The organism is Asticcacaulis endophyticus (genome assembly GCF_014652575.1).
In the GTDB taxonomy this organism is placed as follows: Bacteria; Pseudomonadota; Alphaproteobacteria; order Caulobacterales; family Caulobacteraceae; genus Asticcacaulis; species Asticcacaulis endophyticus.
In genome coordinates this window covers 231,986-251,858 of the sequence record NZ_BMZB01000003.1, presented here as the reverse complement: position 1 = coordinate 251,858, position 19,873 = coordinate 231,986, and the positions used below count along the sequence as shown (strand labels likewise).

General features: G+C 53.5%; 21 protein-coding genes and 1 tRNA gene. 8 read left to right on the top strand and 14 right to left on the bottom strand.

The genetic code is table 11. From position 1 onward, the window contains the following. The first annotated feature begins 57 nt into the window (after positions 1-57). Positions 58-831 (top strand): YjbE family putative metal transport protein, encoded by a 774-nt coding sequence (locus IE102_RS12260; RefSeq protein ID WP_189487064.1) that lies wholly within the window; start codon positions 58-60, stop codon positions 829-831. A 38-nt stretch (positions 832-869) separates the two neighbouring features. Here the strand turns inward: IE102_RS12260 and IE102_RS12255 are convergent, their stop codons facing one another. The 3 genes from IE102_RS12255 to metG form a co-directional block, all read right to left on the bottom strand. Further along, positions 870-1,331 (bottom strand): DUF805 domain-containing protein, encoded by a 462-nt coding sequence (locus IE102_RS12255; RefSeq protein ID WP_189487063.1) that lies wholly within the window; start codon positions 1,329-1,331, stop codon positions 870-872. Between the two features lie 92 nt (positions 1,332-1,423). Beyond that, positions 1,424-1,831 (bottom strand): DUF805 domain-containing protein, encoded by a 408-nt coding sequence (locus IE102_RS12250; protein WP_189487061.1) that lies wholly within the window; start codon positions 1,829-1,831, stop codon positions 1,424-1,426. 67 nt (positions 1,832-1,898) lie between these two features. Then, positions 1,899-3,614, bottom strand: coding sequence for a methionine--tRNA ligase (gene metG, locus IE102_RS12245; protein ID WP_189487059.1), 1,716 nt, complete (start codon positions 3,612-3,614; stop codon positions 1,899-1,901). 176 nt (positions 3,615-3,790) lie between these two features. Between metG and IE102_RS12240 the strand changes: the two genes are divergently transcribed. After that, positions 3,791-3,866: transfer RNA gene (locus tag IE102_RS12240), tRNA-Thr, on the top strand. A 10-nt stretch (positions 3,867-3,876) separates the two neighbouring features. On the opposite strand, the gene IE102_RS12235 is transcribed toward IE102_RS12240, so the two are convergent. Together IE102_RS12235 and IE102_RS12230 are read right to left on the bottom strand one after the other, a co-directional pair. Continuing rightward, a complete protein-coding gene (locus IE102_RS12235; RefSeq protein WP_189487056.1) occupies positions 3,877-4,548 on the bottom strand; it encodes an energy transducer TonB in 672 nt (223 codons plus the stop codon). A gap of 78 nt (positions 4,549-4,626) precedes the next feature. Continuing rightward, positions 4,627-6,780, bottom strand: a complete 2,154-nt coding sequence (locus IE102_RS12230; RefSeq protein WP_189487053.1) for a TonB-dependent receptor domain-containing protein — start codon at positions 6,778-6,780, stop codon at positions 4,627-4,629. Between the two features lie 253 nt (positions 6,781-7,033). Here IE102_RS12230 and IE102_RS12225 point away from each other — a divergent pair, with 253 nt between their 5' ends. The 3 genes from IE102_RS12225 (at position 7,034) to IE102_RS12215 (ending at position 8,716) form a co-directional block, all read left to right on the top strand. Next, complete coding sequence (locus tag IE102_RS12225) at positions 7,034-7,786, top strand: DUF4198 domain-containing protein (protein WP_229807733.1); 753 nt, start codon at positions 7,034-7,036, stop codon at positions 7,784-7,786. 25 nt (positions 7,787-7,811) lie between these two features. Then, positions 7,812-8,306 carry a hypothetical protein gene (locus IE102_RS12220; RefSeq protein WP_189487049.1) on the top strand — a complete coding sequence of 165 codons (495 nt, stop codon included), beginning with the start codon at positions 7,812-7,814 and terminating at the stop codon, positions 8,304-8,306. A 143-nt stretch (positions 8,307-8,449) separates the two neighbouring features. Next, a complete protein-coding gene (locus tag IE102_RS12215; protein WP_189487046.1) occupies positions 8,450-8,716 on the top strand; it encodes a hypothetical protein in 267 nt (88 codons plus the stop codon). Positions 8,717-8,718: 2 nt separating this feature from the next. Here the strand turns inward: IE102_RS12215 and IE102_RS17885 are convergent, their stop codons facing one another. Next, positions 8,719-9,861, bottom strand: a complete 1,143-nt coding sequence (locus IE102_RS17885) for a VOC family protein (protein ID WP_229807732.1) — start codon at positions 9,859-9,861, stop codon at positions 8,719-8,721. Positions 9,862-10,136: 275 nt separating this feature from the next. Between IE102_RS17885 and IE102_RS12200 the strand changes: the two genes are divergently transcribed. Continuing rightward, complete coding sequence (locus IE102_RS12200; protein WP_229807731.1) at positions 10,137-10,589, top strand: c-type cytochrome; 453 nt, start codon at positions 10,137-10,139, stop codon at positions 10,587-10,589. On the opposite strand, the gene IE102_RS12195 is transcribed toward IE102_RS12200, so the two are convergent. The 4 genes from IE102_RS12195 to IE102_RS12180 form a co-directional block, all read right to left on the bottom strand. After that, positions 10,590-11,369: a hypothetical protein gene (locus IE102_RS12195; RefSeq protein WP_189487040.1), complete on the bottom strand. Its 780-nt coding sequence runs from the start codon at positions 11,367-11,369 to the stop codon at positions 10,590-10,592. A 76-nt stretch (positions 11,370-11,445) separates the two neighbouring features. Beyond that, entirely contained in the window at positions 11,446-11,928 is a 483-nt protein-coding gene (locus IE102_RS12190; protein WP_189487038.1) for an NfeD family protein, read from the bottom strand. A 15-nt stretch (positions 11,929-11,943) separates the two neighbouring features. After that, on the bottom strand, positions 11,944-12,873 hold the full coding sequence (locus IE102_RS12185; RefSeq protein WP_189487035.1) for an SPFH domain-containing protein: 930 nt from the start codon (positions 12,871-12,873) through the stop codon (positions 11,944-11,946). A gap of 66 nt (positions 12,874-12,939) precedes the next feature. Then, the gene (locus tag IE102_RS12180) at positions 12,940-13,383 is read right to left on the bottom strand and encodes an NUDIX hydrolase (protein WP_189487032.1); all 444 of its coding nucleotides are present in this window, start codon (positions 13,381-13,383) and stop codon (positions 12,940-12,942) included. Between the two features lie 77 nt (positions 13,384-13,460). Between IE102_RS12180 and IE102_RS12175 the strand changes: the two genes are divergently transcribed. Continuing rightward, positions 13,461-14,894: an FAD-binding oxidoreductase gene (locus tag IE102_RS12175; protein WP_189487030.1), complete on the top strand. Its 1,434-nt coding sequence runs from the start codon at positions 13,461-13,463 to the stop codon at positions 14,892-14,894. 83 nt (positions 14,895-14,977) lie between these two features. On the opposite strand, the gene IE102_RS12170 is transcribed toward IE102_RS12175, so the two are convergent. Together IE102_RS12170 and IE102_RS12165 are read right to left on the bottom strand one after the other, a co-directional pair. Next, the gene (locus IE102_RS12170; protein ID WP_189487027.1) at positions 14,978-15,781 is read right to left on the bottom strand and encodes a response regulator; all 804 of its coding nucleotides are present in this window, start codon (positions 15,779-15,781) and stop codon (positions 14,978-14,980) included. Between the two features lie 97 nt (positions 15,782-15,878). Then, entirely contained in the window at positions 15,879-16,667 is a 789-nt protein-coding gene (locus IE102_RS12165) for a response regulator (RefSeq protein WP_189487024.1), read from the bottom strand. 196 nt (positions 16,668-16,863) lie between these two features. Between IE102_RS12165 and yaaA the strand changes: the two genes are divergently transcribed. Then, positions 16,864-17,637, top strand: a complete 774-nt coding sequence (gene yaaA, locus IE102_RS12160; protein WP_189487021.1) for a peroxide stress protein YaaA — start codon at positions 16,864-16,866, stop codon at positions 17,635-17,637. On the opposite strand, the gene IE102_RS12155 is transcribed toward yaaA, so the two are convergent. Beyond that, positions 17,634-18,551 (bottom strand): L-threonylcarbamoyladenylate synthase, encoded by a 918-nt coding sequence (locus IE102_RS12155; protein ID WP_189487018.1) that lies wholly within the window; start codon positions 18,549-18,551, stop codon positions 17,634-17,636. The genes yaaA and IE102_RS12155 overlap by 4 nt on opposite strands. Before the next feature lie 36 nt (positions 18,552-18,587). Then, positions 18,588-19,871 (bottom strand): cytochrome b/b6 domain-containing protein, encoded by a 1,284-nt coding sequence (locus IE102_RS12150; protein ID WP_189487015.1) that lies wholly within the window; start codon positions 19,869-19,871, stop codon positions 18,588-18,590. Between the last annotated feature and the right edge of the window lie 2 nt (positions 19,872-19,873).

Sequence of the window (19,873 nt, the reverse complement as noted above, 5' to 3'; positions counted from 1 at the left end):
GCCCGTCATTACCGATTAGGAACGGACGAAACCATTAAAATATAAAATGAGCGCCTTATGGATTTTCTGTCCAATCCTGAACTTGCCTCGCAAGCCTCTGCCTTGCTTCAGGTCGTTTTCATTGATCTGGTTATGGCTGGTGACAATGCGGTGGCCGTAGGTCTGGCGGCGGCTGGGCTTGCGGCCGCCCAACGCCGTAAGGCCATATTATATGGTCTGATCGCCGCTGTCGTGATGCGAATCGGCTTTGTGCTGGTAACCGCGCAACTGCTGCTGATCATCGGCCTTCTATTTGCCGGCGGTTTGCTGTTGCTGTGGGTAGCTTGGAAAATGTGGCGCGAACTGCGCGAATCCCACACCCACGACGAAGCCCGCGCCGAAGCTGCCTTAGAAGACGCCACCGGCGCTGATATCAATGCTGATGGCACTATGGGCGGCGCTACCGTTCCGGCAGCCAAGGTCAAAAGCTTTAAAACAGCCGTGATCCAGATTTTGATTGCCGACCTTTCGATGTCGCTCGATAACGTGCTGGCCGTTGCCGGGGCGGCTCATGAGCATCCGTCGATCATGGTATTTGGCCTGATTCTCGCCATTGCCCTGATGGGGGTAGCCTCGCACTTTATTGCCAAAATCCTGCACAAACACCGCTGGATCGGCTTTTTCGGCCTGTTCGTTATCCTCTATGTGTCGCTCAGCATGATGTGGGAAGGCCACCGGGATATCGTTGTCGACCTGAATAAGGTCAGCGAATACAACCGGATTGTGCCCGACTTCATGGATATCACACCCAAAGATATTGAGCATTTCAGTCACAAACCACCAGCACATTAAAACAATAAAGGCTTCAGAGCGATCTGAAGCCTTTATTTTTATGGCATGTCTTCAAGGGCTTCGTCGTAGCCTGCGTAACGGTCTGGCTCACTTACATAAGGCGGATGTCCGTACCGGTTAGCATGGCGTTGGCCGGGAACGAGACCACATATCATCAAGGTCAACACCGTCCCTATGACCGGAACAAAACTGATAACGACCAGCCATCCGGTTAGCCCCATGTCGTGCCAACGCTTAACCGTCAGGCAGAAATAGATCCAGCTTACGGGAATAAGCAAAAGCCACATCAGCCGCCGCGGCCTGGCTACCCAGGGCTCAAGCTCAGCCGTAAAGACCGGATAGAGCGTGAAGGTGCGCCAGTCATCAAGCCAAGCCTCACCCATATAGAGAAAAAATGACAACAGGATCGCTAGTCCAAAGGCAATGCCCAAGGTCCAGCTCCAGAAGGTCGCCCGGTTGATGCGCCCATTCGGATTAAGCAAGGTATCGACGATTGTCATGGCCCGCCCCTGTGAATTATATTTGTACCATTATAGGCACAAAACAGGGTTATGGTAAACGGCGTCTAATAGGTTACCAACTGAAGTCAGGCCTAATCGAATGTGGCGGCAACAGCTTCATGATTAGCTCTTTTGGGGGAATTACCATATTTATTCTGTCCCTTAGTGCCATCAAGACAACCCAGTTCCACAAACGACCATATCCACCCTATGATGGGGATAAGGTTGATAAAAATCCATACCCAAGATTTGTCGCGATCATGCCAGCGTTTTATTTGTATGCACAGGCTCGGCCATATCATGGCAATTGACAATATAGCCTCGGTTACATCCAAAATTGGGCTGGTCGTATCACTCGCCAAGGTATCCAAGGTTCCTGTAGCCACCGCAACGCCGAAATATATGGCCAGATAAGCCACGGTTAACGCGATGGAATATAGCCAATAAGTCCGCCGACGGATTCTGCCTTCGGTGCTGAACAATATTTTTGCAGGTTTCATTTTACCCCCCTAACTTATTTCAGGCTAAGTGATTTGCGTCATCGCAGCAACCTTTAACTAAGCAAACCTACCCTTCATTCCCGCCAAACCGCTCCGCCCATTCGGCCACCTGTTCGTCCTCAATTTTTTTGAACAGAACCTCACCGGATTTTACCGGCGCCCCTAAAGGCAGTTTCGACAATTCCGATTTGGCATCGGTTGACGGCCAGCCCAGCGGCAAGGTCACACTGACACTATCCGCGATCGATTGCGCCGCAAAGGGTATCAAGGGCTGGGCCAGTACCGCATACAGGCGCACCAGATTCAGGCCGTGACGTACAATGACGGCGGCCCGATCTGCATCGGTTTTAAACGCGGTCCAGGGTGCGGCTTCTTGCAGGTACTCATTGCCCAGAACCCAGATCCGGCGCACGGTCTGCGCGGCTTTGCGCATTTCCATCGCATCGAACGCTTCGGTCGCTTCGATTAAAAGTGCCGCCAGATCGGCATAAAGCTTCTCTTCCAGCGGGCCCACCGCACCACCTTCTGGCACCGTGCCGCCAAATTTCGACTCCGTGAATTTGACAATCCGGTTGACGAAATTACCCAAGACATCCGCTAAATCTTTGTTGATCGTGTTCTGAAACTGATCCCAGGTGAACGATGAATCCGAGCCTTCCGGGGAATTCGCAATCAAATACCAGCGCCAGTAATCAGCGGGTAGAATCTCCAGCGCCTGATCCATGAACACGCCCCGGTTCATTGAGGTCGAGAACTTCCCGCCATACCAGTTCAGCCAGTTAAAGGCTTTTAGGGTATCGACCATTTTCCACGGCTGCCCTGATCCAATAACCGTGGCAGGAAAACTTACGGTGTGGAAAGCGACATTGTCCTTGCCCATGAACTGGATATAGCTGACATCGTCCGCCCCTTGATCCAGCCGCCACCACTTTTGCCACCCCTCTGGCTCGTTTCGGGCATTAAAATATTCCTGAGTGGCGCCAATATACTCAATCGGCGCATCAAACCAGACATAGAAGACCTTGTTTTCAAAGCCCTCTCTGGGTTTGCCATTTTTGGCAACCGGCACGCCCCATTTCAGATCGCGTGTAATCCCCCGGTCGATCAGCCCTTCTTCCAGATGCTTATTGGCGATCGACTTAGCCAGTTGCGGCCAGGCGGACTTGGAGTCAATCCAGGCCCGCAGTTGCAGCTCGACCTTAGTTTGCAGCAGATAAAGGTGTTTGGTATCACGCACTTCCAAGTTACGCGAACCAGACACCGCCGAATAGGGATCAATCAGGTCAGTTGGGTCCAGCAGGCGACCGCAATTATCGCATTGATCGCCCCGCGCCTTCTCAAATTTACAGTGCGGGCAAGTCCCTTCGACATAACGATCCGGCAAAAAACGGCCGTCATCGATGGAGTACACCATCTTGTCGGTGCGTTCTTCGATCAGGCCGTTTTCATCCAGCGCATCGCAAAACATCTGCGTAAGCGCCCGGTTTTCCGGCGAAGATGACCGTCCGAACCAGTCATAGGACAGGCCAAACGCTTCACCGGCGTTTTTCTGGATCAGGTGCTGCTCATCGCAATAGGTCTTAACATCCTGTCCCGCCTTAGCCGCGGCGAGTTCAGCCGGCGTCCCATGCTCATCGGTCGCGCAAATATAAAGCACCTCATGACCTTGAGCACGCTTAAACCGCGCATAGACATCAGCCGGCAACATAGACCCGGCCAGATTGCCGAGGTGTTTGATGCCATTAATGTAAGGCAAGGCTGAGGTAATGAGGATACGTGACATGGCGCAGATGAGCTTCCTATAGACAGAGGCCCCTCATATCGCATTTCAAGCGACAAAACATAGATATGATACGGTTTTAAACAAAAAAGTGGGATATTTCCTCCCGAAGCCGTTGCCTTTGTGAAGAGTGATAGGCATAAGGGCCACCTCATACGCTATTGCGTATCGCTCTGTGTGCCGGTTTAGCTCAGCTGGTAGAGCAGCGGTTTTGTAAACCGAAGGTCGCGGGTTCGATTCCTGCAACCGGCACCATTTTACTTGGTCAATTTTGAAGACTGAACTCAAGCTCAGTTGTCATTTCGAGTACATCACCCTTGACGTCTTTTGGGGGTTTGGGCATGGGCTCCGCGCGCTTTAGTACATCCAAGGCTTCACGATCAAAGGCTGCAATCCCGGACGATTTTACCACACGGCTCGACAAGACACGTCCCTGTCGATCAAGGGAGAAGCTGATGGTGACACTCCCCTCCTGACGCAGACGTTTGGCACCGCGCGGATAGGTTTTATGGCTCTCAATCCAGGTCCGCACCTGCGCCAGGTAGGACTTGGTGTGGCTACGTCCTGAACTGGCTACGGCAGGCTGGGTGCTCGATGCTGCTGGCTGACTTGTTGTCACATATGTCGGGGCTACCTGATTTCCTGAAGTCTGCTCAGGCGCTTTAACCGGACCATCATCGTTCAATGAAGTTGCACCGACGTCAGGTCCGCTGGCCATATCCAAGGGGGCTGATTTGATTGAAACCGGCGCAACTGAGTTTGGCGAAGGGGCAGTCTTGGCGATGTCTTCAGGCGGGGCTTCGGTTGCTCTATCATCAGCCGCGTACGCCCCCTCTGCAGCATCAGTCACATCAGATTCAGGGGCAACCATAGTGATAGTTATTCCGCCGTCATCCAACACCGTCAGATCAGGCTTTGGTGACAACCAAAGCGCCATAGCGAGTAAGCCTCCGTTCATTAGAACGGAGGCTCCGGCTGACAAAACACGAGTTCTTATCGACGCAGACATTGAGGATTAGAATGTCTTGCCGACGCTAAGCTTCACAGTTCGGCCTTCCGCGGGCAGGGAGGATAGATGCCGTTGGAAATATTCATCCCCCACATTATCGACGCTCAAGCGCACATCGACCCCGCGCAGAACCGCTTCGCCCTGCGGCTTCCAGACGGCATAGAGACTGTGGATATTGTAGTCGTCGGTTGTGTCAGTGACCGCGCCGGTGGTGGCATTATATTTGTAGGCTTCTTTGGCGAACTCACCGCGCCAGCCCAGTGTCAGGTTCCACGAGGGAATGACATAACCGGCATTGAGCGTCAGTTCATCGGCGGGAACGGTGTTCAGGCGGATCGCTTTGGCACGACTAAGGTCTTCACCATCCACTAGCGATAGAGCGGCACGGGTGAAGAACCGGCGGGTGGCATATTCGGCTTCAAGCTCAACACCTTCAAAGCGCGCCTTGCCGAAGTTGCGGAAATAATATGCCCCACCGGATTCGCGGGCGATGAGATTATCCACGTCGTTTCGGAAAACCGTGAGCTTGGCGTGAAGCTTATCGCGATCGGTAAATAAGCTGCTGAAAGCCAATGCACCACCGATCTCGATATTATCCGACTCTTCATTATCCAGATTGAGATTCGCCATCTGAGAGGTTGTGCCCGTAGCCGAATAAATCTCATCCAGCACGGGCATACGCACGGTGCGCGACACCGACCCGAAAAGATTGAAATTATCGTTGAGACTGTAGAGCACAGCAATCTTCGGGGACACTCCCGTATTTTCTACAGTTTCCGGTTTTGACTGGGTGGCGATCAGGTAATCCGACTCCAGCTTAACGCGGTCCACGCGCACGCCGGGGATGATGGTCAGTTTTTCTTTCCAGATAAACTCACCCTGAATGAAGGCGCTGTAGCGGGTCAGGTCGCCTTCCGGGTGGGTGGTGGCGCCCGGATTGATGTAGCTGCCGTCCTGTCGGTAGCGCGGATTGCGGCGTTCCTGCTTATAGGTTTGCAGGCCCGTCGTCACAAAGGCGTTCCAGTCCGGCCCGAAGGTCAAGGTCGAGGTGTTTTCCAGCCGCCCCTGCACGGTTTTATAGACGTAGGACGAGTTGTATCCGACGCCATTGGGGCTGAAACCGGCATTTTCAGTCTGGTCGACCTGCATGTTGGAATAGGCCAATTGCGCCTTCACATCCAGCCAGTCATTGCCGTCAAAGGCGTTGTCGTAACCAATGATATAGCTCTCATTGACAGTCTTACGGCGCACCGGCGTGGTGGCAAAGGCTTCGGCCTGATCATAGACCTGATAGGAATCGTTCTGCCAGTTTTCGGCCGACGCCCACACGCTGTGGCCTTTGTCGCCACCCACATAATAACGCGCCTTGGCCAGCACGGAATCGCCTTCAGCCTTGGACGGGACGACCACATCGCCGTTGCCATCCGTATAGTCATCACTGACGCGCGACGACAGGCTGAGCAACAAATCAAGGTTATCGGTCGGACGTCCGGCAATGATCACCGATCCGGCGCGGGCATCGGCATTAGACTCCCCGCTGCCCTTAACGCGCACCATCAGGTGGTCGTCACCGCGCAGGAAATCCGAGGCATCCTTGGTCTGGAAATTGATTACGCCCGCCAGAGCGCCCGCCCCGTAAAGCGTCGAAGACGACGGCCCGCGCAGCACTTCGACGCGCTTATAAAGCTCTGGCTCCGAGAAGAAGCCGCCCATCCGGTATTGCTCGAAAAACTTTGAGACGCCATCGACATTGATCAGGATACGGCTGTCGGAATCGGCCACGCCGGTGCCCATGCCGCGGATGTTAAAGCCCTGCCCCAGACCGCTGACGCCGCCAACAGCCGACACGCCCGGAATCCCTTCCAGCAAGTCACCTATGGTCGAGGCCTGGGCATTGTCGATGTCTTCCTGATCAAGCGTCGTGACCGATTGCGGCGTGTCGATAGCGACCTTATCAACGCCGGTCGAGACCACAATCTTACCCAGCGACAGTTGCGAGACCGCGCCATTATCTTCGGTGGAGAGATCGGTTTTGGAATCGGCATCCTGCGCCAACGCTGCGGGTGCTGCGACCTGAGCCCCCGCCGCCAGCGCTAACGCCAATCCCAAAACCGATACATGTGAGCCCTTTGGCCCACGGCGCCCTGAAAACTTCGACATGCCCCATACTCCTTGAAAATCGACGCCCCACGTGACGTCACAGAAATTAGATTAATATTGCGAATAATTCGCATTAACGGCGTGGTAGGCGTGCAAATCACCCCTGTCAAGCCACTTGCAAATAATAATGATTCTCATTAATAGAAAGTGATAATTCAGCCACGCCCGAATTATTCAGCGTCGCTTATGAAAAGGAAACTTGATGTCAAAACCCTTATGGCTCAAAGCCAGCCCCTTGCTTTTTATAGGCTTAATGGCCAGTTCCGCCCTGGCTCATTCCCCCTATCTACGCCCAAACCACTTCACGCCTGACAAGGCCCGAAAGCATGTCACCGTCGAGGCTTCGTTTGCAGAAGGCCAGATCAGGCCAGATGTCGCCATGAAATCGGACGCCTTCAACCTCACGGCCCCCGATGGTGCGACCACGCCCCTGACCCCGGTGGCGACCTTGAAAGATGCGGTTCTGCTTGAGCCCGCCCTGCCTGTTGAGGGCACCTACCGTATCTCATCGGGGGTACGTACCGGGCGCGTCGCCAAGGCCACCATCAAGGACGGCAAGGTCGTCTTTGGCGAAGGCCCGGCCTCAGCCCCGAAAGCGGGGGATAAGGTCGTCGATGTCCAGAGCCTGACCCGCGCCGATGTCTATGTCACCAAGGGCGCGCCCACGACCGGTGCCTATGCGAAGCCGCAAACCGGTGTGGCCATCCAGCCTATCACCGCCCCCAACGATGCCTATGCTCGTGAAGCCTTTGTCTTCGCGGTGCTCAATTCCGGCAAACCCGTAGCCAACGAAGACATCGAAATCGTTCGAGACGGCGAAATCTACGAAGCTCAGAAAAGCGCACCCGTGCACCTGAAAACCGGCGCTGACGGCAAGGTCACCTTCACGCCCGCCAAAACCGGCGTCTACCTGATTCAGGTGCGTGTCAGAAGCCAAAGCCAGACCAAGGTCGATCTGTGGCTATCGGAAACCGCCACACTCACCCTCGAAGTTCTGCCGCAATAAGCCCCTATAAATATTGGATAATATTATGAAAATTCTCACCGGATTAGCCGTCCTTATGGTCTTGACGGCCGGATCACAGGCCTTCGCCGCCTCGCATCAGACGACGATATTCATCGAAGAACAGGACACCAATAAGGACGGCCAGGTCACGCTGGCAGAGTTCGACGTGGAACGCGCCGACCACTTCAAGCGCATGGACGCCAATGGGGACGCAAGCCTGACCGAAGCTGAATATGTCGGTGAATACGAGGCCCGCCTGAATAAGCAACTCGAATCCGTCACCGACGCTGAAAAGAAAAAAGAGCAGTACCAGCGCCAAATGCGTCAGGCCAAGGTGCGCTTTGGCGTACTCGATACCAACAAAGATGCCGCCATGACGTTTGAGGAATATCAGGTCTCAGGCCATGCCATGTTTAACCGCCATGATGCCGATAAGAGCGGCATCATAACGGCTAAGGATGTTGAGCTGCTAACCGAACAAAAGAAAGACAAAAAAGGCGACGATTTCGTCAATCCGTAAATCTGGCCTGCATAAGCCTGCGCCATACCCGCGCAGGCTTATGTCTAAGGGCTCACATTTTCTTTATGTGCGCACACGTCGCATCGCATCCCAAAACAATATGGCGTAAGCTACGCTCTGTAGAGCCTTCACGGGAGACGACCATGACCACCTACAGCCATCGTTTCTTCGATAAAAATACCGGCGAAGAAATTTACGCTTCAGATGATTTTCGCTTTACAGCGGTGCCAGCCATAAATCACCGAATCTCAGACCCTGAATTTCGCGAACGTTATGGCGGCCCGGCTATTGTTAATCGCGTTGAGGCCGGTGACGCGGAAGACGACGATATAGAATTGCTCGTCTACGTCGATGGCGCCGAGGAAATCCTAAACACTCAGGATCAGGATGATGGATACCGCCGGTCTTAACCTTATGGCAGATTGAGTTGCCAGGAGACACCGAAGCGATCCTTCACCCAGCCGAACTTGCGACTAAAGCCGTAATCTGCCAGTGACATCAAAGACTCCCCGCCTTCTGAAAGGTCGCTATACAGCCGATCTATCTCGACCTCATCCTCGCAGGTCATATATAGCGATATGGCCGGGGTGAATCCGAATTCATGACGTACACTCGAATCGATGCACATGAACGGCACACCGTTCAGGGTAAAGCTGGCGTGCATTATGCCGCCTTCTCGTCCGGCTTCGCTGGCGCTATATCGGGTCACCGAATTGACAGCAGAGTCTCTGAACAAAGACACATAAAAGGTCATGGCCTCTTCGGCCTTGCCATCAAACATTAAAAAAGTCGCTAACCGTGCGGGCTTTGCTGCCGTTAATGGGTTTGGCACTACAGCAGCACCGCCTGTCTCATCGTCTGGAACAATCAGGTCTGTGTAACTAATGTTCTCGCGGGTCGTCCGCCCCGCTGAATGCGCGGCATCGGGCAGTGCATTCAGAATATCCTGCTGTTTGGCTATACGCGCCTGCTGATGACGTAGCAGTTCAAAATTTTGCTTCAAATCGGCATAAACCAGTACATTTTCCATTGCCACAGATACGGTATCGGACAGTGCCTGTAAGATCATCATCTCTTCTTCCGATGGCTGCTGAGTTACCGCCCAATAAGCCCCGATAGCACCTATGGGGTCGTCACGGCGTATGGGGGCCATGGCAAGGCTTTGGACGAAAGTATGCCGGTACGCTTCGTGAGGCACCCGCGGATCGGTATAAATATCCTCGATAATGACCGGCTTACGGTTGGTCATCACCCAACCGCTGACGCACAGGTGCATAGGGAAGCGCTTACCTTTCCACAAAGGGGCGATGGCGTTTTCATCGGCGTAAAAGCACTTATCCCCCTCACGCAGCACAAACGTCGTCCCATCCGCATCCAATAACTCTCGTGCGGCATCGCGCGCGATACGAATTACGGTGTTGAGATCGCGGGCATTGGAAAGGGCTTGAACGACCTGAACCAGTTTTTCCATAGCTCGCGTATACATGGCCGAATGCTCGATCATAGTTCGAGGTAAAAACGGCGAATCGGTCGGCAAGGAACGTGTGGCGGACATCAAGTTTCTCCATCACTACAGTCAGGCAAATCAATCCTGGGTGGAAATGATTAACTTGTGTTCAAGTAAAACTGACTTTAGGCGCAAAACCCAGCTATCGAAAAGCCCGTAACCGCCGGTAACAGATCACATTATTGAGAAATGCAATGACTACACTTTCGCGCTCGCCAAAGCCCGAACTGTCTTGTAGAAACCATATAATTCATAGGTTGGGATGAGGTCAGGACATGCACTTCGGGGTAAAATCAAGAGTTTTAACGGTGGGCCTTGCATTGATGCTAACCGCCTGTGAACCGGCGCCAAAATCTGCGCAAAATTCAGAAGCTTCGGCACCAGCCCCCGTAGAACCGTTGACCGAAGCTGAAAAAGCTCAGGTACTGGCATCACTGCCCGCACCATATAATACCGCCAACCTCGAAGAAGGTAAAAAGCAGTTTGGCAAATGCCGTTCGTGCCATGTGCTGATTGAGACGACCGCGACCACGACCGGCCCTCATCTGTACGGAGTATTGGGTCGAAAAGCCGGCACCGAAGGCAGCTATCCTTATTCAGACGCTATGAAAGCCCATAATGTGACTTGGGATTTCGCCACGCTCGATGCGTTCCTAACCAAGCCGCGCGACGCGGTTCCAGGCACCAAGATGGCATTTTTAGGCATCAAAGACGCTAAGGACCGTGAGAACCTGCTGGCCTATATAGCGGTCGAAACGGCTAAGAAACCACAGTAGCTAAAATCGCTTCCATATTGATAAGGATAAAGCTTTTACCTGTGGGACATTTTCACCCGACAGGGTTTGGCGTGCGCTCAGTTGTACGCTGATATCCTGCCTGCCTCCGAAATGGCGCACAACGCTTACCTCGGCGTTTGTCCATTTGGCGCGCCCCCAGGCTTCCTTATCGGTTTGCCCGGCATAGACTTGCGCCATGACCATCCATTTCGGATCGGGTTTAATACCAACCGTCGCATCGACACGCACCTGATCGGCTTCTTTTTCGCGCCAGCGTTTCGCCACCTGCACATCAAGGAAGGCGTCCTTGCCTGCGATCTTGAAACTCTTGCCACCATAGGCGCGCATCTCGGTATCGGTACCTTTGGATGTTGCCTGATCAAAATCACTGCGCCGGCCCTTGCCCAGCCCTTCGACACCCGCGCCCACCGCTAATATGGCGGTATCTGTCTTCGCCACAGTTATGCGGCCACCAATCTCAACAGACCCCAACCCCGAATAGGACGTGCTATCGGTTTTAAAGTCCTGATAATCAGCCTTAGCATACACAGTTACGCGATCATTAAGACCATAATCGCTGTAGACCGAGACATTGCGCGTATCCCACTTGCCAATAGACGCCTTATTGCCATCACCATCAAAGCCTTTATCGGCCGTGGACGGCTCCAGCTTAATTATGACCTGTCCGCGACCGCTTTCATGCGGCCAGGCACCGGCGACACTTAGGCTGGGCGCAAGCAAAAGTGCAAATACCGCAAAAACTTTATAGAAAAGCCTCATTCCCGCCCCCGAAGCCAGTTCACTCGATAAATCGAGCTTTGGACGAATCGGTAAAAAGTTCCCTAATGACGCGCATTCAGGCGGCGCGTGAAATCACCAGCTTGCCTTCACTGACTTTCACGATTTTCACAGATTCGCGCGCCTTGAGCTTAGCGTCCTCATCCCCTTCAATGACCGCTGGCCACTCTACGCCGTCATAGATCACGCGGCCTTCATGTGAGCCACCAAAGCCTTCAAGCACAGTGGCTGTCTTACCGACTAAACGCTGGCCGGGATCATTAATATCACCCGCCGGCGCGTCCTTTTTCATAAAGCGACGCGACAATATCGACAGGGTAAGTGTCAGGACAGAAAAGATAATTACCTGAAACACAAAACCGATAGGCAACCCTGTCAGGGTCAGCAAGGCCACAACCCCAGCTGAGGCCGCAGGCCAAAGCAGCCATTCCGTACCCAACATAATCTCAAGACCAAGCACAATGACACCCAGGGTCAACCATACCCAAAAGGCCTGCATGCCCAGCGTCTCAGATGTCAAAAGCGTTGCAAAATCAGGCATGTTAATCTCCTGTCCTTACTTTTTAGCTGAAGCTTGATCATTGGTCAGGGACTTAACCAGTTCGGTAACCCCACCTACGGTCCCGGCCAGACTGGACAGCTCGGTCGGCAGGATGATGGTCTTAGTGTTCGGGGACATTGCAAACTTGCCGAACGCCTCAACGTACTTTTGCGCAATGAAATAGTTGATAGCGTTGACATCGCCCTTAGCGATCGCTTCGGACACCATTTCCGTCGCCTTGGCCTCAGCTTCGGCAGCGCGTTCGCGGGCTTCGGCATCACGATAGGCGGCCTCCCGTCGCCCTTCAGCCTCAAGCACCGTTGCCTGCTTATTGCCCTCAGCGCGGGTGATAGCAGCCTGTTTGTCACCATCCGCTTCAATGATCTGGGCACGGCGCTCACGTTCAGCTTTCATCTGGCGGGCCATCGAATCTGTGATATCAAGAGGCGGTTTCAAATCTTTGATTTCAATGCGATTTACTTTTACACCCCACGGGCTGGTCGCCTGATCAATTACGGTCAGAAGACGCGAATTTATGGAATCACGCTGAGACAGTACCTCATCCAGTTCCATGCCACCTACCACGGTCCGCAAGTTCGTCATGGCCAATTGTGTGACCGCATTATCAAGGTTATCGACGCGGTACGCCGCAGCCGCCGCATCCATCACCTGCGTAAAGACGATGCCATCGACCTTAACCACCACGTTGTCCTTAGTGATCACCTCCTGTTGGGGCACATCGACCACGCGCTCCATCATATTGACCCGCCGGCCAATGCTTTCAACGAAGGGCGTCAGGAAGGAAATGCCGGGCTTCAAGGTGCGGGTATAGCGGCCAAAACGCTCAACCGTAAACTCGCGCCCCTGCGGCACGATCTTGATGATGCTGAAGGCGATGACGATCGCCAGAATAAGGATGACTGCGGAAAATGCACTTACGAACATTCAGGGGTTCCCTCTTGCCTTGTTTTGCCCGCCTCAACTCTACCCTAAATCACACAATTTCAAAGCCTAATCGGTCTGCCGAGCCCCCATCAGTGCATGCGATTTCAGCAGCACATCCTTAAGGTCATCTTCAACGACCAAATTCAATGCCGCCTCAAGGGTCACAAAACATGCCTGATCCGCATCGTCACCGGCCACAGGCTCTCCAGCCAGCCAGCGCGCCAGATAATCAATAAGCACATAGTGAAACCCATCCTGGCACGCCTCGGAGGGCGGTTCCATAATCTCATAAACTTCGATCAAGGGGCCAAGTTCAGCCTCAATGCCGGTTTCCTCACGCAATTCCCGCAACGCGGTTTGAGAGATCGGCTCAAACCGATCCATCTTGCCACCGGGGATCGACCATTGGCCTTGGCGAGGAGCTCGCCCGCGACGGATCAGCAAGACCTCATCACCTCGCCAGCATACAACGCCTATCGCCGGTATCGGATAGTGAATTTTGACTTGCACTTACAGATTCTCCGTATAAACCCCAACCCTTATAAGCCAAACACTTACAACAGCGCTGCTTTTAGGGATACCTTGCCATGACCGCTGCCGCCCAATTTGCTGAATGTCCACCGGTTGCACCCGAAATTCTGGCAGAGATCAAGTCCGTACTGGGCGAAGGTGGCTATAGTGAAGACTCTTTACGCGTCGAAGCCAAATTGACTGAATGGCGCGGCAAGTGGAAGGGACATACCCCCCTTCTCGTTTTGCCGAAAACGACAGAGGAACTCTCTAAAGTCGTCAGGATTTGCTATGAGCATGGCGTGGCCATTACCCCGCAAGGCGGCAATACTGGGCTGGTCGGCGGTCAGATTCCATTTGGCGAAATTCTGGTGTCGCTGGAGCGCATGCGCACCGTCCGTGATGTCGCGCCAACCGATGACACTATGGTGCTGGAGGCTGGCATCACCCTGTTGGAAGCACAACAGATAGCTGAGAAAGCCGGACGTCACTTCCCGTTATCTCTGGCGGCTGAGGGTACGGCCACGATCGGCGGCGTCATCAGCACCAATGCGGGCGGCACAGCCGTTCTGCGCTACGGCGTGACCCGCGATCTGGTGTCCGGTCTTGAGGTGGTTTTGCCCAATGGTGATATTTTCCGTGGCCTCAAGCGCCTGCGCAAAGACAATACCGGCTACGACCTTAAGCAGATGTTCATCGGCGCCGAAGGCACATTGGGTATCATCACGGCGGCGTCGCTAAAGCTGTTTCCGGTTATGAATTCGCGTTCGGTGGCTATTGTCGGGTTTGAAACCTCACAAAAAGCCATTGATCTTCTGGCCCGCGCCAAACAGGAAACGGGCGGTCAGGTCGAAGCGTTTGAACTGATGGGCCGCTACGGCCTGTCGCTGGTGCTCAAGAACATCCCAGACACCCGCGAACCGCTTGAGGGTGTGTATCCGTGGTATGCCCTGATCGAGGTGGCATCCGGCGATCCTGAAGGAGCCGAAACCTCAATGGAGCGCCTGCTGGGGGCAGCATTTGAGGAAGAACTTATCCTTGATGCCGCTATTGCGCAAAATGATACTCAGGCGGCGGCGTTCTGGCGTCTGCGCGAAGAACACTCGGCTGCCGAAAAGGTAGAGGGTGCGGCCTGGAAACATGACATTTCCGTACCGTTGTCACGCATGGCCGAATATATGGAAGAAGGCGCCAAGGCGATCGAAGCCTTTCTGCCCGGCGCCCGACTGGTGGCGTTCGGCCACGTTGGCGATGGCAATGTTCACTTTAACGTCATAGTCCCGGAAGATATGGACGCCAAAGCCTTCAATGACTTACGTGACGAAGGTTCCAAAGTGGTTCATGATCTGGTGCACCAGTATGAAGGCTCAATTTCGGCTGAGCATGGTCTTGGCCGCATGAAAACTCAGGAAGCACTTTTATACAAAGATCCTACCGCCGTTGCCGTCATGCGCGCGGTACGTCTGGCGCTCGACCCTAAGCGGATCATGAACCCGCATGTACTGTTTTAATTCTGAAATGCGCTTTATTTTAGCGCGCTAACGCTTCGCTTTTTGAGCGCGGGCTTATCATGAATCCGCACGTCTTGTTCTGATCAGCCTTCAATCAGCAAGGCGCTATCGCTGAAAACCTTATCGACCAGTTGCGCAAGATCAATCGGTCGGAAAGGTTTAGTCAGAGATGCATTAGCCCCGTTATTCACCGCCTGCTTTAGCGCACTGGCCTTCTCATGTTTTTGAGCCGAATCGACAGAATCCTCACCGGACATGGCGATAATTCGCGCTTGCGGCCAGGTGTCGTGAATAACCGAAATGCCTTCGATGCCGCCCATGCCGGGCATAAAAATGTCGGTGATAATCATGTCAACATGGGCAATATCAATGCGCACAAACGCCTCTTCGACCGTTTGCGCTTCCGAAATCTGATAGCCTTCTTTCGACAGGGTTGATGCTACCAACTTACGCGTCGTGCCGGAATCGTCGATCACCAGAATATGCCGCGACCTTTGGGGCGCATTACGTAAAATATTGACCTTGTCGATGATGGCTTTGATGTCAGAGATTGCGAACGGCTTACCGATAACAAAATCTGCCTGAGCCCGACGGGCCATGTTGAGGGTTGCCTTCAAAACCTGACCACCTGCGCCGCCAGCACTCATGACCGCGATCGGCACACCGGCACTGAGTTTGCGAAAATCCGGCATGAGCATAAGGGTATTTTCGGTGCCGATATAGACATCCAGCAGCATCAGATCGACCGTTCTGTGCCTTAGCGCCTCAAAAACGGCGTCATGGTCAAAGCACAACAGTGTCGACCACCCCAGCTTTTCCATCATTTTGGAAATCAATTGCGCCTGCGTGCGGCTATCTTCGAGCACAAGGACCGTACCGGCTGACATCACGCAACACTCACACAAAACAGGGGGCATGGATGCCCAGCGCCTTAAACTACATCAACAGGCTTAGCTTGAAGTTAATCCAGATGCCCACCAGACTTTAAGCCGCTAAAAACTTTTCAGATAAAACGGCATCAACCAACATCGTCAAATCTGACGCGGTAAACGGTTTAGGCAACTGCGCCGTTGCCCCAATTTTGCGGGCCGCTGATAAAGCTTTCATGCAGTCAAGCTGTTCAAGTTCAGCGCCGGCCGACATGGCGATAACGTGAACTTCAGGCCATTGGCTGCGGATGATGTTGATCCCTTCCAGCCCGCCCATGCCCGGCATGAAGATGTCCGTTATCACCACATCAACGTGGGCGATATCAACGCGTTCGAGTGCCTCTTCCATAGATGCTGCCTCACTGACGCGGTAACCTTTGTCATCAAGCGCTGCGGTCACCAGCTTTCGGACAACACGGCAGTCGTCTATGACCAGCATATGACGCCTGCGTAAGGGGGTCGCCTGAATAAGCTTGGTCTGAGTAAGGATATTCGCGATGGCTTGTGGCGTGAACGGCTTGGCCAGCACAAAATCGGCCTTTGCCTGACGCGCCATAGCCAGAGTTTCCTCAAGCACAGCCCCGCCAGCGCCGCCCGATGTCATAATCGCCACCGGCACATCAGGCGCTCGATCTCTCAGGTTAGGCATATATTTCAAAGTATTGCCGTCGCTGACATAGACATCCAGCAGCATTAGATCGACCTTGAAATCCCGTATCATGGAATAGGCCGTCTTCAGGTCATGGCTTACAAGGGTTAAGCACCCTAATCCCTCAAGTATGCGGGAAATCAACTGAGCCTGTACGCGACTATCTTCTAAAATCAGTACCGTCCCCAGAGACATGTGTAAAAGCTCCCCGTGCGCAGCTTGAAAAAGCTACGCTTTATCTGTGTGTATATGATTAATACGCCAAAACTACGCAGACAGGGCGCCAAACTCAGGGTGGCCAGCTCAGGGCGGCAAAATAAAGCCCGGAAAATACGGTCTGCGTTTAAAAACTAAGATGACGCATTAGGTCAAATCAGTATAAAAAGTGTTCATGCTCATACTGTTATCCCCAGCCAAATCGCTCAATACATCCCCTGTAGCCGATTGGGTTAAACCCACCTCACCGCGATTTTCCGCTCATACCAAAGATCTTCTGGCCGTTATGAAAACTAAAAGTCCGGATGATTTGCGCGGATTAATGGACATATCGGATGATCTGGCGGAGTTAAATTACCGCCGCTATCAGAGGTTTACGCGTCAGGAGGTACTGCCTGCCGCCATGATATTTGATGGCGACGTCTACGATGGTCTCAAGGCGCGCGAACTTAATCAGACCGACCTGATATGGATGCAGGATCATGTTCGCATATTATCCGGTCTTTATGGCGTACTGAGACCGCTTGATCAGATGCGTCCCTATCGCCTCGAAATGGGGACATCCCTGCCGACAGATAAGGGTAAATCTCTGTATGCCTACTGGGGCGATGATATTGCCAACGCACTTCTTAAGGATGCCAGGGCCGTAAAGGCGGACACGATACTTAATCTGGCAAGTCAGGAGTATGCTAAGGCCGCGCTTACCAAGGCGATGAAGCTTACGGTTATCAATACGCGGTTTCTAGATGAAAAAGACGGCAAGGCGCGCATCGTGTCATTCTTTGCCAAACGCGCACGCGGTTTGATGGCGCGTTACGTCATCGACAATCGCATCGAAGACATCGAACAGGTCAAGGCTTTCGATACCGATGGCTACAGGTTTCAGGCCGATCAATCGACACCAGCGGAGTGGGTGTTTTCACGCCACCAACCGCCACTAAAATCCTAACCAATAAACCCAGATGCGCGCTTCAACCGATCATTAATAGCTTCACCGAGTCCGTGATCCGGGATGGGGGCGACGCAAATTTTAGAGGGATTAAGTTTGTCTGCATCCCTTAATGATTTAAAAAGGTTAGATGCCGCTTCTGATAGATCAGATGAAGCGCTAAGTTGGAACACCGGGCCAGTATAACTGGTCGGACCAAATGCCAGATACGCGCAGCCCGGTTCGGGAAGAGTGACGTTAATCTCAACCTTAGCATCAGGGGCGTAATGCAGGGTTAGACGTCCGGGGGAGCGGTGCCCATCATGATCATCGCCTTCCAGAGGCCCAATAACCGATTCTATTTGCTGGCGCGTCACAGCGCCGGCCCGCAGATAACGAACACCGTCCATCAGACTGACAACCGTGGATTCCAAGCCAATCTGGCAATCACCGCCGTCGATCGCCGCCGCCACATAAGCGCCGGTTTCCTCAACGGCATCACGGAACCGGGTTGGGCTAGGCCGACCAGAGCGATTGGCAGAGGGTGCCACCACGCCACCACCAAAGGCCTGCAATATCTCAAGAGCCAGAGGGTGGCTGGGCACCCGTACCGCCACGCTATCCAGACCAGCCCGCGCCAGATCACTGACCCGCCCATTATCTCTGGCGGGCAAAACGAGCGTCAGGGGGCCTGGCCAAAACACCCCAGCCAACGCGCGCGCGCGGTCGTCAAAGTAAGCAAGGCTTTCGGCTATCGCCAGATCAGCGACATGAACAATCAGAGGGTTGAAATGCGGACGGCCTTTTGCAGAATATACCTTGGCAACGGCCGCTGCATCCCCCGCACTTGCCCCAAGACCATAAACGGTTTCGGTCGGCAAAAAGATGAGATTTCCGGCATTTAGGGCGGTCACGGCGTCGCGAACAGAAGTCATAGCGTGCCCATACCAAACCGCCCTGATGGCCTCAACCTATTTCACGGCAGACGCACTCAAAGTGAAGTCCAGCTTCACGTCGGCAGGGATCTGATCGGTGGATGCCCAGTCTCCGGACCCCACACCAAAACCAAGCCTGTCCAAATCAGCCTGTGCTGTGACATTGGCCACTTTCTTTACGCCAGATTCGGTGATTTTAAGATTAAATGGCAGGTCAAAGGACTTTGTCTGTCCATGCAGGGTTAGCTTACCTTTGGCCACAAAGCGTGTTTCAGAAATTTTTGTGAACGATTTGGCTTCGAATGTAGCCTTTGGGTGGCTGGCCACATTGAAAAATGAATCGCTTTTAAGCGTGTTGTCGCGCTCAGCATCATCTGTACTCACAGAGTTCAGGTTGATGACGACCTTGATCGAAGACGTGTCAAGTGCGACCGGGTCGAAACGAATGTCAGCGCTGTAGTCGCTGAAACGTCCACGGATATTGCCCCCCTGAAATGACGTTACAAAATCGAGACGGGTTTTGGCCTTATCTACCGTCCATTTTGTAACTGCGGGTGCCGTCACCGACAGGCTTGACACTTCTGAGGCCGCGACAGCGCTCACCATTTCCGAAGCTTCAGAACTTGAGGCAATGCCTTCAACAGGCGCGACATCAGCCGTAACCGCCTCAGACGTCGGAGGCGTCTCAGGTTTAGCGCCGCCAAAGATTAGCGCGCCCGATATGATGGCGATCCCAACCGTAGCCGCCGGTATAATCCAGCGCCAATTCAACAACGGCTTCGGTGTTAGTCCCGGAACCATCCGGGTGATGGTATTATCCTTATCAATGACATGATGTTTAAGGGCGGCCCCTATGTGCAAAGGTATCAACACATAGGTGATCAGTTTGGCCAGAATGCCATGCGCCGCTTCCCACGCATCATGAGCTTGCTCAGATGCCGGCACCGGTAAATGCGGCCACGGCATAATGCCATAAAGCACAGTTTTGATGGCCATCGGGCTTGCAGATACCATGGCCCAACCCGTCAGCGGCAAACCAATCATGGCAACATAAAATCCCCAATGGACAGCTTTTGCGGCCGCCATCTGCCATTTCGGGCCATCGACTTCTGGCGGGGCCTTATAGGCAAAACGTAGTCCCAGCCTGATAAAGCTCAGAAAAAGTATGGTTATGCCGATAGATTTATGAAGTTGAAAGCGGGCAAAGCGCCCCGCATCTTCATCCTCAAGCCGCCAACCCAGAATGATCATAAAGATAATCAAGCCCGCAATCAGCCAGTGAAGCCAGCGGCTGTAACGATTATAGGTTTCAACAGGCATGG

Coding starts and splice junctions, on each gene's coding strand:
- IE102_RS12260 (WP_189487064.1), top strand. CDS start 58: ATGGATTTTCTGTCCAATCCTGAACTTGCCTCGCAAGCCTCTGCCTTG.
- IE102_RS12255 (WP_189487063.1), bottom strand. CDS start 1,331: ATGACAATCGTCGATACCTTGCTTAATCCGAATGGGCGCATCAACCGG.
- IE102_RS12250 (WP_189487061.1), bottom strand. CDS start 1,831: ATGAAACCTGCAAAAATATTGTTCAGCACCGAAGGCAGAATCCGTCGG.
- metG (WP_189487059.1), bottom strand. CDS start 3,614: ATGTCACGTATCCTCATTACCTCAGCCTTGCCTTACATTAATGGCATC.
- IE102_RS12235 (WP_189487056.1), bottom strand. CDS start 4,548: ATGGCGCTTTGGTTGTCACCAAAGCCTGATCTGACGGTGTTGGATGAC.
- IE102_RS12230 (WP_189487053.1), bottom strand. CDS start 6,780: ATGTCGAAGTTTTCAGGGCGCCGTGGGCCAAAGGGCTCACATGTATCG.
- IE102_RS12225 (WP_229807733.1), top strand. CDS start 7,034: ATGGCCAGTTCCGCCCTGGCTCATTCCCCCTATCTACGCCCAAACCAC.
- IE102_RS12220 (WP_189487049.1), top strand. CDS start 7,812: ATGAAAATTCTCACCGGATTAGCCGTCCTTATGGTCTTGACGGCCGGA.
- IE102_RS12215 (WP_189487046.1), top strand. CDS start 8,450: ATGACCACCTACAGCCATCGTTTCTTCGATAAAAATACCGGCGAAGAA.
- IE102_RS17885 (WP_229807732.1), bottom strand. CDS start 9,861: ATGTCCGCCACACGTTCCTTGCCGACCGATTCGCCGTTTTTACCTCGA.
- IE102_RS12200 (WP_229807731.1), top strand. CDS start 10,137: ATGCTAACCGCCTGTGAACCGGCGCCAAAATCTGCGCAAAATTCAGAA.
- IE102_RS12195 (WP_189487040.1), bottom strand. CDS start 11,369: ATGAGGCTTTTCTATAAAGTTTTTGCGGTATTTGCACTTTTGCTTGCG.
- IE102_RS12190 (WP_189487038.1), bottom strand. CDS start 11,928: ATGCCTGATTTTGCAACGCTTTTGACATCTGAGACGCTGGGCATGCAG.
- IE102_RS12185 (WP_189487035.1), bottom strand. CDS start 12,873: ATGTTCGTAAGTGCATTTTCCGCAGTCATCCTTATTCTGGCGATCGTC.
- IE102_RS12175 (WP_189487030.1), top strand. CDS start 13,461: ATGACCGCTGCCGCCCAATTTGCTGAATGTCCACCGGTTGCACCCGAA.
- IE102_RS12170 (WP_189487027.1), bottom strand. CDS start 15,781: ATGTCAGCCGGTACGGTCCTTGTGCTCGAAGATAGCCGCACGCAGGCG.
- IE102_RS12165 (WP_189487024.1), bottom strand. CDS start 16,667: ATGTCTCTGGGGACGGTACTGATTTTAGAAGATAGTCGCGTACAGGCT.
- yaaA (WP_189487021.1), top strand. CDS start 16,864: ATGCTCATACTGTTATCCCCAGCCAAATCGCTCAATACATCCCCTGTA.
- IE102_RS12155 (WP_189487018.1), bottom strand. CDS start 18,551: ATGACTTCTGTTCGCGACGCCGTGACCGCCCTAAATGCCGGAAATCTC.
- IE102_RS12150 (WP_189487015.1), bottom strand. CDS start 19,871: ATGCCTGTTGAAACCTATAATCGTTACAGCCGCTGGCTTCACTGGCTG.